The organism is Vagococcus zengguangii (assembly GCF_005145005.1).
In the GTDB taxonomy this organism is placed as follows: Bacteria; Bacillota; Bacilli; order Lactobacillales; family Vagococcaceae; genus Vagococcus_A; species Vagococcus_A zengguangii.
The window spans coordinates 1,569,479-1,585,328 of the sequence record NZ_CP039712.1; the positions used below are offsets into that span (position 1 = coordinate 1,569,479).

Genomic DNA, 15,850 nt, shown 5'->3' on the forward strand with positions numbered 1-15,850 from the left:
ATTTTAGCGATTCATCAGACCATGCCAGGCATCAGAAAATTGATCTTTCCAGTAATGAAGACCTTCTTTTATTTTATCCTTAATAGTTGGTAAATTTTCATCAACAGTATCTTTCACTTTGTCTTTCAAATTGTCATTAATTTTATCTTTCCATGACTCTAGCGTTTCACCAAATCCCGATGAACTTTCTTTATTAACATCGGTCACTTCAAAAGGTGTCTGTGGTGAATTAGCCAAAATCCGTTCGGTCTGATCTTTAAATAAAGCCGATAAAGTTTGACCACTTGAGCCGGTTAAATAATGTGTTTCACTACTCTCATCAAAACCAATCCACGTTGCAACTACTACATCCGGCGTATATCCAATCATCCATTGATCTTTAGCATTACCATCTGAGGAGATATTTTCTGTCGTCCCGGTTTTACCTGCCATTTGATAGCCGTATGGTTTAGCTGACGCGCCCGACCCATTTGAAAATACACCTAACATCATACTCGTCATATCGTCTGCTACTTTTTTAGACGTCACACTCTTCGCTTTTGGTGTTTCATTTTCATAGACAATTTTGCCAGAAGCATCTTCTATTTTACGAATGAAACGGGCAGGTACTTGTTGGCCATCGTTAGCAAAGACACTATAGGCACTTGCCATACGCATCGGAGTAGTCCCTTTCGTTAAGCCACCTAATCCCATACCGTAGTAATGATCTTTTTCATCTAAGTTTATTCCAAATTTTTGAACTTTATTAAAACTTGTATCAATCCCAATTTTATTCATTAACCAAACAGCAGAAACATTTAAACTTTGTTCTAATGCGTAGTGCATCGTCACATCACCATAGAATTGTCCGTCATAGTTAGAGACGTTATAAAAATCAATTGGTTCGTCTTTAAGAATGGAATCTGCATTGTAACCTGCTTCTAAAGCTGGTGTATATATTGCTAGTGGTTTCATAGTTGAACCAGGTGATAAACTAGCTTGTGTTGCCCGATTTAAGTCACGATAAGCTTTCTCACCACGGCCTCCGACCACTGCTTCAACACCACCAGTAGATGGATTTAAAGCAATTGAAGCCCCTTGAACCATCTCCCCATCCTCAGCATTTGGAGGGAATAAATAGTCATTTGCAAATGATGTGTCCATTCCTTGTTGGTAATTTTGATTTAAATACGTGTAGACTTTATAACCTTTCTTTTGTAAATCTTCTACCGAAATTTTGGTTTTAGCTTCCACTTCATTAAGGACTGCATCAAAGTAATAAGGATAACGATAGCCATTCGTTGTTTCATTATAATTATCGCTTAAATATAATTGTTGAGACATATATTTATCTGCCTCTTCTTGCGTTAATTTCCCATTATCCACCATGACACTTAATACTGTATCACGACGGGCAATCGCATTATCATAATGATCAATTGGATTATAAATCTCAGGACCTTTCAACATACCAACTAACACAGCTGCTTCATCCACAGTTAATTCAGCCGCTGTTTTTCCAAAGTAGCGATGAGAAGCATCTTCGATTCCTTTTACGCCGTTAGCCATGTAGACATTATTTAAATACATTTCTAAAATTTCATCTTTACTGTAGGTCTTCTCAATTTCAATCGACAAGAACAACTCTTTTGCCTTACGCGTTAATGTTTGATCTAAGTTTAAATACGCATTTTTAGCTAATTGCTGCGTAATTGTGCTTCCCCCACCAGTAATGCGTCCTGTTGTCAATTTACCGACAACCGCCCGTGCTATCCCTTTCAAATCATATCCTCGGTGCGTATAAAAACGACGATCCTCGGTAGATACTAACGCGTCAATGACATAAGGGGAGATTTCATCAATTGTTACAAACGTTCCTTTCTGACCTAAAGTTCCCGCTTCTTGATCTGATTGGTCATAAACCACGGTTTTTTGTTGAAGACCAGCTTTTAACATACCGACATTTTGACTTTTAGCCAGTACGAATAAATAAACACTAGTGACCAGTACCGAAACTAAGGCCAATAAAATTAATATCTTATTCACCTGATACTTTTTCCAAAAACGTTTGCGCCATTCTTCAAAGCGGATAAGTTGGGGTTTGATTTTCACCCAAACAGGTGTCCAATACTCAACAATAACAGCCCAAAAACGTTTGAGACTATCGACTAATTGCATCATTTTTTCTTTCATTTATTTTGTCCCTCTTTTACTTAATAATTTAATTTTCATTTCTCGATTTTATGTAGTTTAGAACGTATTTACGCTTCATTTTAGCATAGTTTTCTTAAAAACATCTAAATCCTAAGACGGATATTTAGAATTTATCTTAAATTTTACCTTTTATATAAGGAAGTTTATTCAATCTGTGATACAATCTAATAAATAAACAAAAGGAATGTGTTTTTATGCAATACAACATACAATTGCCAGATAACTTCGAAACATGTGATATTAAGACACTGTTAGAAGAACGCTGGCTCGTACCTCGTAAAGTCCGACATTTTTTACGAACTAAAAAAAATATTCTCGTAAATGGAGAAAGTCGCTCATTTCATGAATTAGTCGACGCTGGTGATGAGATAACGTTACATTTTGACGCTAGCGATTATCCAGACTATGAGGTGACGTTAGGTGATGCTTCAAAAGTCGAGGTTATTTATGAAGATGAGTATCTAATTATCGTCAATAAACCGATTAAAATGAAAACTCACCCTAATCAACCAGATGAAAAAGATGCACTTTTAAATCATGTCGCCAGTTATTTAGCACCACAAGGCCTATTACCTTATGTCGTACATCGGTTAGACATGGAAACAAGTGGTTTAATTCTATTTGCCAAAAACCCATTTATCTTACCTATTCTTGGCCGTATGCTAGAACAAAAAAATATTAAACGCTCGTATCAAGCAGTTATTGACGGTCAACTTAACAAAGATAGTCTGAGCGTTAATAAAAAAATTGGGCGTGACCGCCATGATCGTCGTAAACGACGTATAGACGAACGTACTGGGAAAATAGCCGTTACCCACTTTACGACAGTTAAACGTGAAAATCGTTATTCTTTGGTGAACTGTGAGTTAGACACTGGGCGAACCCATCAAATACGTGTTCATCTTCAAAGTTTGGGACATCCAATTGTTGGGGATCCACTATACAACCCACGGAGCCAAGCCGGACGTTTAATGTTACATGCCTATAAACTTAACTTTATACACCCGCTAACCAACGAACATATTAGTTGTGAAAGTAAACCTTTCGATTTTATAATGTAGGTTTTTCGTAATAAATAATAATAGGAATATAACGATATTTTTGCTATACTGTAAGAGTATGACTTTATATTTCACGTAAATAATTAAGCCAATTAATCTATGGAGGGATTCGAATGAACGAAAAAACTTTAGTAGCACAAGCCTTAGAAAAAGTTCTAGGCGAACATCTTACACTTGAAGAAATTACTAACTCGATTGAACGACCAAAAGTTTCAGAACATGGAGATTTAGCTTTCCCAGCTTTCCCACTTGCAAAAATCATGCGTAAAGCACCTCAAATGATTGCGCAAGAAATTGCTGAACAAATCGAGCCCAGCGAAGATTATACAGTAAAACCAATCGGTCCATATGTTAACTTCTTCTTAAACAAAGCAGAAATTAGCGAAGCAACTTTATCTGAAATTGTTGAAAAACAAAATCATTATGGGAATCAAACAATCGGCAATAATGGGATGATTCCAATTGACTTATCTGCACCAAATATTGCAAAACCAATGTCAATGGGCCACTTACGTTCTACTGTTATTGGTAACAGTATCGCTTTATTAGTTGAAAAATTAGGTTACCAACCATATAAAATCAACTACCTAGGTGACTGGGGTACTCAATTTGGTAAATTAATCGTTGCCTACAAAAAATGGGGATCTGAGCAAGCCGTTATCGCTAACCCAATCAAAGAATTACTACGTCTGTACGTTGATTTCCATGAAAAAGCTGAAACTGATCCTTCACTAGAAGAAGAAGGGCGTGCTTGGTTCAAGAAATTAGAAGATGGCGACGCAGAAGCATTGCATTTATGGAAATGGTTCCGTGACGAGTCATTAAAAGAATTCCAACGTGTTTACGACTTATTGGAAGTTGAATTTGATTCTTACAACGGTGAATCATTCTACAATGATAAAATGGATGCACCAATCCAAATTTTAGAAGATATGAACTTATTAGTATCAGACCGCGGAGCTGATATTGTTGATTTAACTAAGTATGATTTAAACCCTGCCCTAATCCGTAAATCAGATGGCGCAACGTTATATATTACGCGTGACCTAGCTTCTGCTTTGTACCGTAAAAAAGAATATAACTTTGTAAAAGCTGTCTACGTTGTAGGTAACGAACAAAGTATTCACTTCAAACAATTAAAAGCCGTACTTAAAGAAATGGGTAACGACTGGGCTGATGATATCATCCATGTACCATTTGGTTTAATTACTAAAGATGGTAAAAAATTATCAACACGTAAAGGTAAAATTGTCTTACTTGAAAAAGTTTTAGGCGAAGCCATGACATTAGCTCAATCTCAAATCGAAGAAAAAAATCCTACCTTAGAAAATAAAGAAGAAGTTGCACGCCAAGTCGGTGTTGGTGCAGTTATCTTCCACGACCTTAAAAATGACCGTATGAACAGCTTCGACTTTAAACTTGAAGAAGTCGTGCGTTTCGAAGGTGAAACTGGTCCTTACGTTCAATACACACATGCTCGTTGTGCTTCTATCTTACGTAAAACTAACTGGCACCCAGCAGCAGGTCAATCTTATGCCTTAAACGATGCTGAGAGCTGGGAAGTTGTTAAGTTATTAAAAGATTTCCCTTCTGTTATCGAAAAAGCAGCAGCGAAATACGAGCCATCAGTTATCGCTAAATATGTGATCGACTTAGCTCAAACATTCAATAAGTACTATGCACATACTAAGATTGTTAACGACGACGAACAACAAGACGCTCGTTTAGCCTTAGTTTACTCAGTGAAAACTGTTCTTAAAGAAGCGTTACGTCTATTAGGTGTTCACGCTCCAGAAGAAATGTAACAAAAAAACAACTTGCCTCAGCAAGTTGTTTTTTTATTTATTACCTAAATACAGCATCACAGCAAGTCCTAAAAAAATGATTAACAAGATAACGCCACAAATATTTAAAAAAGCATTGAGACGTGCTTTTTTACGGAATATTAACTCTAAAATATCATATAAAACCAAGCCAATAAATCCACCTAATGTATTATTAATTAAATCCGTAATATCTGCCCCACCGATTGTTAACCAATACTGAATGGCTTCGTAACCAAAACTTGTTAAGAAAATCAATAACCATTTGGAGCTAAATCTCATCTTTGAAAAATTCATTGATAACAGTAATCCAAAAGGCACAAATACTGCCACATTTGCTAATAATTCTTTTTTGTCTAAAGCACCATTGATTATCGCAGTCCCTTTAAATGGAATCAAATTTAAACGATGGACACCAGTAACCAGTTCTTGATAGTTAAATCCAAGTTTCAATAACACTAACCATGTTAATATTATTAAGTATAGCATCAATAATAACGCTGAAATCGTATGATGTTTTCGCTCTTTCATCCTCTTCACCTCATAACAAGTATAGCAAATATAAGGGGGAACAAACATCAGACTTAAGCACTAAAAAAGCTTGGTTCTCTTATTAGAACCAAGCTTTTTATAGTATGATTTTCGTCGTTTCACGCATATTGCTAAGAAGCTAAACGCAACCTCAAATACTTTTTTAATCCGGCTTTCGGTCGCAACTTCCTCGGTAATATGTCACGACTCTCAAAAATTACTTCGCAATTTTCGTCATAGTGTGCATATTACTCGGAAGCTAAACGCAACCTCAAGCACTTTTCTTAATCCGGCTTTTGGCATCAGCTTCTGCGGTAATATGATGAAGTTCTCAAAAGGATTTTCAATCCTTTCGTCACTTCATGCCTATTACTTGAAGCTAAACGATGCCTCCAGCACTTTACGCAATCCGGCTTTTGGTCGCAACTTCCTCGGTAATATGTCACGACTCTCAAAATTGTTGCACAATTTTCGTCATCGTGCGCATATTACTCGGAAGCTAGACGCGACCTCAAGCACTTTAATTAATACTTTTTAAAATTAACGCGTTTATCGATGGCGTACATGATTGGTGCTGAGATGACCATGATGAATAATTCACTGACGAAGGTCCAACCGTATGTTACCCAAAATGGGGCTTCGACTGCCATGTTTAGCATTAAGGCGATCAAACACATGCTTAAACTGAACACTAACGTATTTGCGACTAATAATTTCTTTTTATCTTTAATCACGCGACTTAACAAAGCTGTCATTAACAATGAACCTAGAGTTTGTGTACCTCCAAAGGCTACATCTAAAATACCAAATTCTGAAAACATCATATTATATAGTAGAACGCCCGAAAAGACACCCCACAATAATCGTTTATTAAAGACGACAATGTGATTCAAACTTTCTGAAATTCTAAACTGGATAGGACCAGATGCCACGGGATTGACAATAATTGTTAACGCTAAGTAAATAGCTGCGATAACCCCATTCATAATTAAGCTTGTTGTTTTTTTTGATGCCATAAATCTTCCTCCTAGTTTTGATAACGCGGGATGGTATGAACGAACCGCGGTTTTTTGACTACCTTACTACTCTATGCTTTTTATTCAAGCTTGTCAATCAAGAAACTTAATACTTGCATTCATTTAAAAAAGAGCGTAAAATAGACAATGTTGGAATTTCGTTATGAGACCTAGTTACTTTGCCTTTTGTGAATGAACACAATGTAAAGGAGAGGATACTATGCTATTCAATAACAAACAATTACCTTACCGTATCGCTTTAAACACTCAAACGCAACAATTTATGGCGTTCGATGCTAAAGATGAGTCTAAAGTGGCTTATGGTAATACAATTGAAAAAGCTATTGCAGCTTTAAAAAAAATCATTTAAAAGGAGAACTTTTAAAATGGATGAATCTTGTAGTTGTACAAGATAGAAGTCGTTAGCACTTAAAAAAAGCTGATGACTTCTTTTTTATTGCTTTCCAACAATTTTTAATACTGAGAGGATTATTATGCACTCATTACATTTACATATTATTGCGAACGAAAATGCCGGAAGCGGCAACGGGATGCACTCATTACAACAAGTAAAAAATTATCTCATTGAACATAACTTACCTTATACTATTCATCTATCTGAATATGCAGGACACGCAATTGAACTAGCACAAACGTTAGCTCAATCGACTTTAAAACCTTGGCATGAAGCTTCGGACGTAAACTCTAGTCCTTTTCCCTTGCTAGTTGCTCTAGGTGGTGACGGCACAGTGTTTGAAATCCAAAACGGCTTGTCTGAATTTCCGCTTATCCCATTTGGTTACATCCCAAGTGGCTCAGGTAACGATTTCGCTAGAAGTGCAGACATTCCAAGAGAACCAATTGAGGCTCTAAAACAACTACTAGCAAGTACTGCGCCAACAAGCATTTATTCCTTACTTTATCAAGAAAATACCACAAATGAAACTTACTTAATTTCAAATAACTTAGGCATTGGCTTAGACGCGGCCATCGTCGCTAAGGCGAATGAATCTCAAAATAAGACGACTTTAAACAAATTAAAGCTAGGTTCGCTAGCTTACCTATTTTCGATGATTGGTTTATTGTTTAAACAGAAAGGCTATCCCTTAACGGTTGATGATGGTCAACAACAAAAAAAATTTAAAAAAGCTTTTCTAGCTACAAGTAGTAAGCATCCTTATTTCGGTGGTGGCGTTAAAATTTTACCAAATGCTAGTTTGTACGAACCGGAGTTAGAGTTAATAGTTGTTGAAAAAATTAGTTACCTGAAGATTGCAAGTTTGTTATTGAAATTAACTAAAGGTACACACGTTGACAGTCCTTATGCTCATATCTTCCGTTCTAAAGAATTAAATTTATATACAGAAACTAAACAATATGGTCAAATGAATGGTGAAGCGATTACCCCACGTCCATTTAAAGTCAACTTAACCTCGGTTGAACGACTGCTTTGGAAATAAGACAACAACCCCCACGTAAAAGATACGTGGGGGTATTTTTATATATTTTGAAAAAAGAGCTCACCAAATTGGCAACCTCTAATATACGATTGTAGTAAAAAGTACTCAAAAGTTAAACGCACTCGCAAGCACTTTATTTAATCCGGCTTTTGAGTGCAGTCCTTCGGAAATATCTCCTAACAGTTTAAAAATTTAAGAAACAATTTTTAACTGTTTTTCGATATTTCTCAGGCCTAAACGCACTCGCAAGCACTCTATTTAATCCGGCTTTTGAGTGCAGTCCTTCGGAAATATCTCCTAACAGTTTAAAAATTTAAGAAACAATTTTTAACTGTTTTTCGATATTTCTCAGGCCTAAACGCACTCGCAAGCACTCTATTTAATCCGGCTTTCATGAGCTGCTTTTTCGTCAATATGTTGTGACTCTCAAAAATTGTTAAACAATTTTTGTCGTCCCACGCATATTGCTCAAAAGCAAACCGCTCATTCAAGCACTCTACTTTTCAGCGATCCATGTTTTGACTGCGGCTAATGCTTCAGACATACCGGCTGGGTTTTTACCGCCTGCTTGGGCTAAGTCTGGGCGTCCGCCACCGCCACCACCTACTAATGGTGCGATTGCTTTAATTAAGTCGCCAGCACGTAAACCTTTTTCGTTCATGGCAGGTGTCATCGCAACTAGTAAATTTGCTTTATCGTCTTGGGTGATACCTAAAACTAACACGTCAGACACTTCTTTTTGTTTCCATTGATCTGATAATTGACGTAATTGGTTCATGTCTTTGACAGTTGCATGTTGAGCAATCACTGTAATGCCGTTAACTTCCTCAACATTATTGAAGATATCGCCAGCTTCTTGGTTCGCTAATTTAGCAGCTAATTGTTCGTTTTCACGTTGTAACTCTTTTAATTGAGCTTGTAATTGTTCCACACGGCTTGTTGCTTCTTTTAATTGAGGAGCTTTAACTAATTGTGCAATAGCTTTTAATTCGTTTTCTTCGTTATGGAAAACTTCATAAGCTTCTTCACTTGTCACCGCTTCAATACGACGAACACCAGCACCGATTCCTGATTCAGATAAAATCTTGAAGATTCCAATTTCGCTTGTGTTACGAACGTGCGTCCCACCACATAATTCTAATGAGTAGTCACCGACTTTAACAACACGTACGTCTGAACCGTACTTCTCACCGAATAACGCCATTGCACCCATGCCTTTAGCTGTGTCGATGTCAGTTTCGATTGTTTCAACAGCTAAGCTTTCCCAAATTTTTGCGTTAACGATTTGTTCCATTTTTTCTAACTCTTCAGGGGTTACTTGACCAAAGTGTGTGAAGTCAAAACGTAAGTGACCTGGTGTTACTAATGAACCTGCTTGGTTAGCATGTGTGCCTAATACATCTTTTAAGGCTTGGTGTAATAAGTGAGTCGCTGTATGGTTTTTCACGACTTTATTACGACGTACTTCGTCAACAACTAAGCGGTACGATGTACCAGTTGTCATTGGCTTAGTCACGATTAATTTGTGTAATGGTTGACCGTTTGGAGCTTTTTTCACGTCCACTACTTCGGCTACCACTTCGTTTTGGTCGTTGTAAACTAAACCAGTATCAAACGTTTGTCCACCCATTTCAGCATAGAAAGTCGTTTGGTCAAACATTGCTTCAGCCGCTGTTTCTTCGGTTGGTTCTAAGCTAATAACTTTTTCATCATTAGCAATCAATACGACTAATTCACTTGTCACTTCTAATTGATTGTAACCAACAAACTCGCTAGCAACATCGATATCTGTTAATAAACCTGATTGAATGTTCATTGATTCAACAGAAGCACGAGCAGCACGTGCACGTTCACGTTGGGCCGTCATTTCTTCTTCAAAACCAGCGTGATCCACATCAAAACCAGCTTCTTCAGCGATTTCTTCGGTTAATTCAACTGGGAATCCGTATGTATCATACAATTTGAAGATGTCTTTCCCGTTAATTTGTGTGTCATTATTTTCTTTAGCATCAGCTAAAATACCGTTTAAAATCGTTAAGCCTTCATTGATTGTTTCGTGGAAACGTTCTTCTTCAGTTTTAATTACTTTTTGGATAAAGTCTTTTTGTGCTAATACTTCTGGGTAGAAGTCTTTCATAATATCGCCAACAACTAGCACTAATTCATACATAAATGGTTTGTCGATCCCTAATTTTTTACCATGACGAACAGCACGACGTAATAAACGACGTAACACGTAACCGCGGCCTTCGTTTGAAGGTAGCGCACCGTCACCGATGGCAAAACTTACGGCACGTACATGGTCAGCGATTACTTTAAATGAAATATCTGTTTCAACGCTTTGACCATAAGTGAATTGACCGCTCATCTCTTCGGTTGCTTTAATGATTGGCATGAATAAATCTGTTTCAAAGTTTGTTTTAGTGTTTTGAATAACAGAAGTTAAACGCTCTAGTCCCATACCTGTATCAATGTTTTTGTGTGGAAGTGGCTCATACGTGCCTTCTTCTGTATGGTTAAACTCTGAGAATACTAAGTTCCAAATTTCTAAGTAGCGTTCGTTTTCCCCACCTGGGAAGTTTTCTGGATCATCTTCCGCCACATCGTTGAACTCTTGGCCACGGTCGTAGAAGATTTCTGTGTTAGGACCTGATGGACCCACACCGATTTCCCAGAAGTTACCTTCTAAATCGATAATGCGGTCTTGTGGTAACCCAATTTCTTCGTGCCAAATGCGGCGTGCTTCTGTGTCACTTGGGTGAACGGTGACAGATAATTTTTCTGGATCAAAACCAATCCATTTTTCATCTGTTAAAAATTCCCATGCCCAGTGAATCGCTTCTGGTTTGAAGTAATCACCTATTGAGAAGTTACCTAACATTTCAAACATTGTATGGTGACGAGCTGTCTTCCCTACATTTTCAATATCGTTCGTACGGATACTCTTTTGAGCATTCGTTATTCTTGGGTTTTCTGGCGCAATGGTACCATCAAAATATTTCTTTAATGTCGCAACCCCTGAGTTAATCCATAAAAGCGTTGGATCTTCAAATGGTACTAATGACGCACTTGGTTCAATACTGTGACCTTTTTCTTTGAAAAAGTCTAAAAACATTTGACGAATTTGACTACTAGTTAATTGTTTCATCTGTTTTCTCCTTTAAATTAAAATAAAAAAACACCATGCAAAACAAGGACGACACAATCGCGGTACCACCTTGTTTGCAATGATGTTTTGAACAGTCATTACCTCTTAAGTTTCCGTAACGTAGAAAAGACGTGAATAGTTTCCTATTCATTTACCAAGGGAGCATTACGATGGTTAGCGGGTTTTTCTCACAGCCTTGGAAAAACTTTCTGGACCTAACTAAGTCACCTAATATATCCTTGCCCTACAAGTATAATGAATCTGTATGAAAAAGTCAATTTACAACTTACATATATTTCGCTAAAAAAGCTTGAACTTTTTCATTGTAGCCTTCTGGATCGACTTCGATACTTTTAGCATGTTCAGCACCTTCGACTAACCATTTTTCCTTTGGTCCATTAGTTGCAGCATAGACACTGTCAATCATATATGTTGGCACAAAAGTATCTGTTGTTCCGTGTATAAACAGCATTGGACGTTCATTTTTTGCTAGTTGTTTCGTTGCATCCGCTTCGTAAAAATTATAGCCCACTTTTAAATCCGTATAAGCTGAAGCTAAAGGAATCATCGGGAAAGCTGGTAAATTAAACATATCCTTTAATTGGAACGCCAATTCATTGCTAACTTTATCATAGCCACAATCTTCAATAATGACTTTTAATTGAGTAGGTAACTCCTCTCCAGAAGACATCATAACGGTCGCCGCTCCCATACTTAAACCAAATAGCGCGATTTCAACATTACTATCATATTGATTCACCAAGTAATTTGACCAATCGACCACATCTAACCGCTCATGCCATCCAAAACCGACATAATCACCTTGGCTTTGACCATGGCCACGTGCATCTGGCATGAAGACATCATAACCTTGATTAAAGAATAGGCGCGCATAATCTTCCATCCCTTTTGAACTGTTACCATAGCCATGAACGACAATAGCTAGTTTATCCGTCGGCTCATTATGTTTCAAATGAACACCGAATAAATTCAAGTCATCTCGAGATTCTAATTGATAGTACACAGGTGCTTCTTCTATAAAATCCCAAGTTGCGTATACATTATCAGAATCAGCTTCATGATTCTCCGCTAAAAATTCTTTTTCCCCTGGCACGATAGCATAATTATATAAATAATTAACGCCCCAGTATAATCCACCTGCCACGACACATAATACAATAAGTAAAATAACCATTAATTTCTTCATTTTTCCACCTTTTTAATTTAATAAGGAGGGTGAAACCTAAGTTTCATCCTCCTCTTTATTCTTACAAATTATTCAACGCCAACTTCTAATTTCACAACGTCAGCAATTTTATTAACATAGTACTCAACTTTTTCAATTGAAGGAGCTTCTGCCATCACACGTAGTAACGGTTCTGTTCCTGAAGGTCTAACTAAGACACGACCATTTCCGTCCATTTCTACTTCAACTTCTTCAATCACTTTGTTGATTAATTCGTTATTTAAGGCTTCTTCTTTATTAGTTACACGAATGTTCACTAATTTTTGAGGATAAATGGTAAATTCTGATGCTAGTTCTGATAATTTTTTACCAGTTTCTTTCATGACATGTAGTAATTGAATACCTGATAACATACCATCACCTGTAGTGTTGTAATCTAAAAACACGATATGTCCAGATTGTTCACCACCGAAGTTATAGTTGTTTTTACGCATTTCTTCAACCACATAACGGTCACCTACTTGCGTTGTTAAAGCCGTCATTCCAGCTTCTTCAACCGCTAAATGGAAACCTAAGTTACTCATAACAGTTGACACGATGGTATTATCTTTTAATTCACCTTTTTCTTTCATGTATTTCCCACAGATATACATGATTTGGTCACCGTCAACGATATTTCCTAATTCATCGACAGCAATCACGCGGTCACCATCACCATCAAAGGCTAAACCAACATCGGCACCTTTTTCAACGACAAATGCTGCTAATTTTTCTGGATGAGTTGAACCCACACCATCGTTGATATTTAAACCATTAGGACTTGTTCCCATTGTAAAGAATTCAGTTTCTAAATCAGCAAACACACGATTGACTAAAGGTGATGTTGCCCCATTTGCTGCGTCTAGACAGACAGTCACCCCTTCTAAATCACCATCGATTGATTTTGTTAAGAATTGTGCGTACTTGATTAAACCTTCTGGGAATTCTTCCAATGTCCCTAAACCTTCCGCAGCTGGACGAGGTAATGTATCTACTTCTTGATCCAATAACGCTTCAATTTCTAATTCTTCTTCGTCAGCCAATTTGAAACCATCTGGACCAAAAAATTTGATCCCGTTATCTTGAGCTGGATTGTGCGAAGCCGAAATCATTACACCGGCATCGGCTTTTTGTAAACGTGTTAAATACGCAACTGCTGGTGTAGATACCACACCTAATTGATAAACTTCAATTCCAACTGACATTAAACCAGCCATTAAAGCTTGTTCTAGCATTTCACCTGAAATACGTGTATCACGTGCCACTAAAACTTTCGGACGTGTTGTTTCATCGCTATGGTGCTGAACTAATACGTAACCTCCACAACGACCTAATTTAAATGCTAATTCTGGTGTTAACTCTTGATTTGCGATTCCTCTAACACCATCTGTTCCAAAATATTTACCCATTATTGACACCCTATCCTTATAATTTATCAAACTATTTTATTTTTTTGGTTTTTCCACTAATTTTGGCGTAATCGTTACACTAATCGTCTCAGGATTTGTCGTAACATTATTGATTTTTTCAATTTTATAATCGCCAGTTTTTGTTTCTTTGATTGTTGATGTATCCACAAGTACTTCGACTGCTTCAATTTCATCAATCACATCACGTGACCCTATGATTTCGACATTTTGAACTGGACTGGTAAACGTATATTCCTTGATACCTTCAGGAATCTTCCCTGACTGTTTAATTTTAACAGGTACTGATTTTGAAGGTGTACTGACATCAATTCGAACGTTTACTTTGGCTGGATCGACAATTGCTGTTAGAATATTACCTTCTTTGTCAATCGCATATACATCATACTCTTTTTCAAAATCCGAAACAATCTCTTTATCCTGTTCAACAGAAACAATGACATCATCAATATTCTTCATTGTCTTTTCGCCCGTTGTAACCGTCACTTGGCTAGGTGACAGATTGATGCCTTCTAAAGTATAACCATTTTTAAATAAATTGTCATTTAATTTAGGATGGACATTAAATGACTGACTAACACGTTTTTCTAAATCAAAACTAATTTGTGGTGACTCAAGCGTTGCTGTCACTCCTGAAGGCAGATTCAAGACTTTAATATCTACTTTATGTTTTCCTTCTTTATAACCACTTAAATCAGCTTCTAAAACAAAATGTCTCGTTTCACTATTTAGTTCAGTATCTAATAAAATTCGATTGGAACTTTTTAAGACAACTGACATTTTTTCTTTGAAATCAGAAATAAAATACTCGTTGGCATCATACTTTACTGATACAGGCACTTCTTCAGCAATAACTGAAAAATTAGGTTGATTGCTTGAGCCACTGTCATTATTAAAGAACGTACTATTAGAGTTAGCGTTAAAAAATAATAATAACGCCAATCCAAATGAAACTAGCACCATGAACCATTTACTGGAGGTAAAATCTTTCATTTATTTACCCTCCTTTTTGAATAAATCAACAATCATTTTAACGATATTTTCTGATGTTTCATCATCTGCTATCACTAACTCTTCAGTTAATATAGCCATGTACTCTTCTTCTGTTAAATGTGCATGTAAACGGCCATTTCTAGTGATACTGACATCTCCCGTTTCTTCTGAAACAACCACCGTAACGGCATCCGAAACTTCGCTCACCCCAATAGCGGCCCGATGTCGTGTTCCAAATTCTTTCGGGATAGCATCATTTTCAGAAAGTGGCAAATAAGCACAGGCTACCGCAATTTTATTATCTTTAATAATTACTGCACCATCATGAAGTGGTGTGTTTGGAATAAAAATATTAATTAATAATTCCCCAGATATTTCAGAGTTTAGTGGAATACCTGTTTCTATATAATCATCTAAACCTGTTTGCTTTTGAATCGTAATTAATGCGCCAATTTTACGTTTTGACATATACTTAATTGCTTGATTAAATTGTTGAATCATCTCTTGGCTGTCCATCTCATTTACTAGCTTTTTCCTAGAAAATATTGCGCCTCGTCCTAAATGTTCTAATCCTCTTCGGACTTCTGGTTGGAAAATGATAATCGTTGCGATTACACCATAAGTAATCACTTGACTCATCACCCATTCAACAGTGTTTAATCCTAAGATGCCACTAAGGACACGAATCAAAATGATAACCACAATTCCTTTAATTACCTGAATCGCTTTAGTCCCTCGAATGATTTGAAGTAGTTTATAAATAAAATACCAAACCACCGCAATATCAATGGCACTAATAATGAAATTTTTAGAAAAAAGGTACTGTGAGAGAATATCTTTCATATTTTCAAGCGTTGATAAAAATAAAAACTCAACCATTTACTTATATTCTCCTTTCTTTTCTGTTAATTAGTATACCATAAATAGTGAAAATATGACCGTTATTGCCTGACTTTTCACAAAAAATTCTTTC

At 36.7% G+C, this 15,850-nt stretch carries 12 protein-coding genes; 4 read left to right on the forward strand and 8 right to left on the reverse strand.

The window, feature by feature from the left end; translation table 11 throughout:
- Positions 1–3 precede the first annotated feature (3 nt).
- Positions 4–2,157, reverse strand: coding sequence for a transglycosylase domain-containing protein (locus tag FA707_RS07455; protein WP_136954211.1), 2,154 nt, complete (start codon positions 2,155–2,157; stop codon positions 4–6).
- Between the two features lie 230 nt (positions 2,158–2,387).
- Here FA707_RS07455 and FA707_RS07460 point away from each other — a divergent pair, with 230 nt between their 5' ends.
- Both FA707_RS07460 and argS read left to right on the forward strand, forming a co-directional pair.
- Positions 2,388–3,254 carry an RluA family pseudouridine synthase gene (locus FA707_RS07460; protein ID WP_136953631.1) on the forward strand — a complete coding sequence of 289 codons (867 nt, stop codon included), beginning with the start codon at positions 2,388–2,390 and terminating at the stop codon, positions 3,252–3,254.
- Between the two features lie 113 nt (positions 3,255–3,367).
- Complete coding sequence (argS, locus tag FA707_RS07465; RefSeq protein ID WP_136953632.1) at positions 3,368–5,059, forward strand: arginine--tRNA ligase; 1,692 nt, start codon at positions 3,368–3,370, stop codon at positions 5,057–5,059.
- Between the two features lie 33 nt (positions 5,060–5,092).
- On the opposite strand, the gene FA707_RS07470 is transcribed toward argS, so the two are convergent.
- Together FA707_RS07470 and FA707_RS07475 are read right to left on the reverse strand one after the other, a co-directional pair.
- Positions 5,093–5,608, reverse strand: coding sequence for a VanZ family protein (locus FA707_RS07470; protein ID WP_168177373.1), 516 nt, complete (start codon positions 5,606–5,608; stop codon positions 5,093–5,095).
- A 524-nt stretch (positions 5,609–6,132) separates the two neighbouring features.
- On the reverse strand, positions 6,133–6,624 hold the full coding sequence (locus tag FA707_RS07475) for a QueT transporter family protein (protein ID WP_136953634.1): 492 nt from the start codon (positions 6,622–6,624) through the stop codon (positions 6,133–6,135).
- Positions 6,625–6,844: 220 nt separating this feature from the next.
- Between FA707_RS07475 and FA707_RS10470 the strand changes: the two genes are divergently transcribed.
- Entirely contained in the window at positions 6,845–6,994 is a 150-nt protein-coding gene (locus tag FA707_RS10470; RefSeq protein ID WP_168177374.1) for a hypothetical protein, read from the forward strand.
- 124 nt (positions 6,995–7,118) lie between these two features.
- Positions 7,119–8,084 carry a diacylglycerol/lipid kinase family protein gene (locus FA707_RS07480; RefSeq protein WP_136953635.1) on the forward strand — a complete coding sequence of 322 codons (966 nt, stop codon included), beginning with the start codon at positions 7,119–7,121 and terminating at the stop codon, positions 8,082–8,084.
- A gap of 496 nt (positions 8,085–8,580) precedes the next feature.
- On the opposite strand, the gene alaS is transcribed toward FA707_RS07480, so the two are convergent.
- The 5 genes from alaS to cdaA all read right to left on the reverse strand — a co-directional run bounded on the left by alaS (position 8,581) and on the right by cdaA (position 15,756).
- Entirely contained in the window at positions 8,581–11,232 is a 2,652-nt protein-coding gene (gene alaS / locus FA707_RS07485; RefSeq protein WP_136953636.1) for an alanine--tRNA ligase, read from the reverse strand.
- 286 nt (positions 11,233–11,518) lie between these two features.
- Positions 11,519–12,439, reverse strand: coding sequence for an alpha/beta hydrolase (locus FA707_RS07490; RefSeq protein ID WP_136953637.1), 921 nt, complete (start codon positions 12,437–12,439; stop codon positions 11,519–11,521).
- 68 nt (positions 12,440–12,507) lie between these two features.
- A complete protein-coding gene (gene glmM, locus FA707_RS07495) occupies positions 12,508–13,866 on the reverse strand; it encodes a phosphoglucosamine mutase (RefSeq protein WP_136953638.1) in 1,359 nt (452 codons plus the stop codon).
- Between the two features lie 36 nt (positions 13,867–13,902).
- Positions 13,903–14,877 (reverse strand): CdaR family protein, encoded by a 975-nt coding sequence (locus tag FA707_RS07500; protein ID WP_136953639.1) that lies wholly within the window; start codon positions 14,875–14,877, stop codon positions 13,903–13,905.
- Positions 14,878–15,756, reverse strand: a complete 879-nt coding sequence (cdaA, locus tag FA707_RS07505; protein ID WP_136953640.1) for a diadenylate cyclase CdaA — start codon at positions 15,754–15,756, stop codon at positions 14,878–14,880.
- Positions 15,757–15,850: the final 94 nt, after the last annotated feature.

Bases quoted from the DNA above. Each gene is read 5' to 3' on its own strand.
- cdaA (WP_136953640.1), bottom strand. From the start codon at position 15,756: ATGGTTGAGTTTTTATTTTTATCAACGCTTGAAAATATGAAAGATATT.
- argS (WP_136953632.1), top strand. From the start codon at position 3,368: ATGAACGAAAAAACTTTAGTAGCACAAGCCTTAGAAAAAGTTCTAGGC.
- FA707_RS07460 (WP_136953631.1), top strand. From the start codon at position 2,388: ATGCAATACAACATACAATTGCCAGATAACTTCGAAACATGTGATATT.
- alaS (WP_136953636.1), bottom strand. From the start codon at position 11,232: ATGAAACAATTAACTAGTAGTCAAATTCGTCAAATGTTTTTAGACTTT.
- glmM (WP_136953638.1), bottom strand. From the start codon at position 13,866: ATGGGTAAATATTTTGGAACAGATGGTGTTAGAGGAATCGCAAATCAA.
- FA707_RS07455 (WP_136954211.1), bottom strand. From the start codon at position 2,157: ATGCAATTAGTCGATAGTCTCAAACGTTTTTGGGCTGTTATTGTTGAG.
- FA707_RS07475 (WP_136953634.1), bottom strand. From the start codon at position 6,624: ATGGCATCAAAAAAAACAACAAGCTTAATTATGAATGGGGTTATCGCA.
- FA707_RS10470 (WP_168177374.1), top strand. From the start codon at position 6,845: ATGCTATTCAATAACAAACAATTACCTTACCGTATCGCTTTAAACACT.
- FA707_RS07500 (WP_136953639.1), bottom strand. From the start codon at position 14,877: ATGAAAGATTTTACCTCCAGTAAATGGTTCATGGTGCTAGTTTCATTT.
- FA707_RS07490 (WP_136953637.1), bottom strand. From the start codon at position 12,439: ATGAAGAAATTAATGGTTATTTTACTTATTGTATTATGTGTCGTGGCA.
- FA707_RS07470 (WP_168177373.1), bottom strand. From the start codon at position 5,608: ATGAAAGAGCGAAAACATCATACGATTTCAGCGTTATTATTGATGCTA.
- FA707_RS07480 (WP_136953635.1), top strand. From the start codon at position 7,119: ATGCACTCATTACATTTACATATTATTGCGAACGAAAATGCCGGAAGC.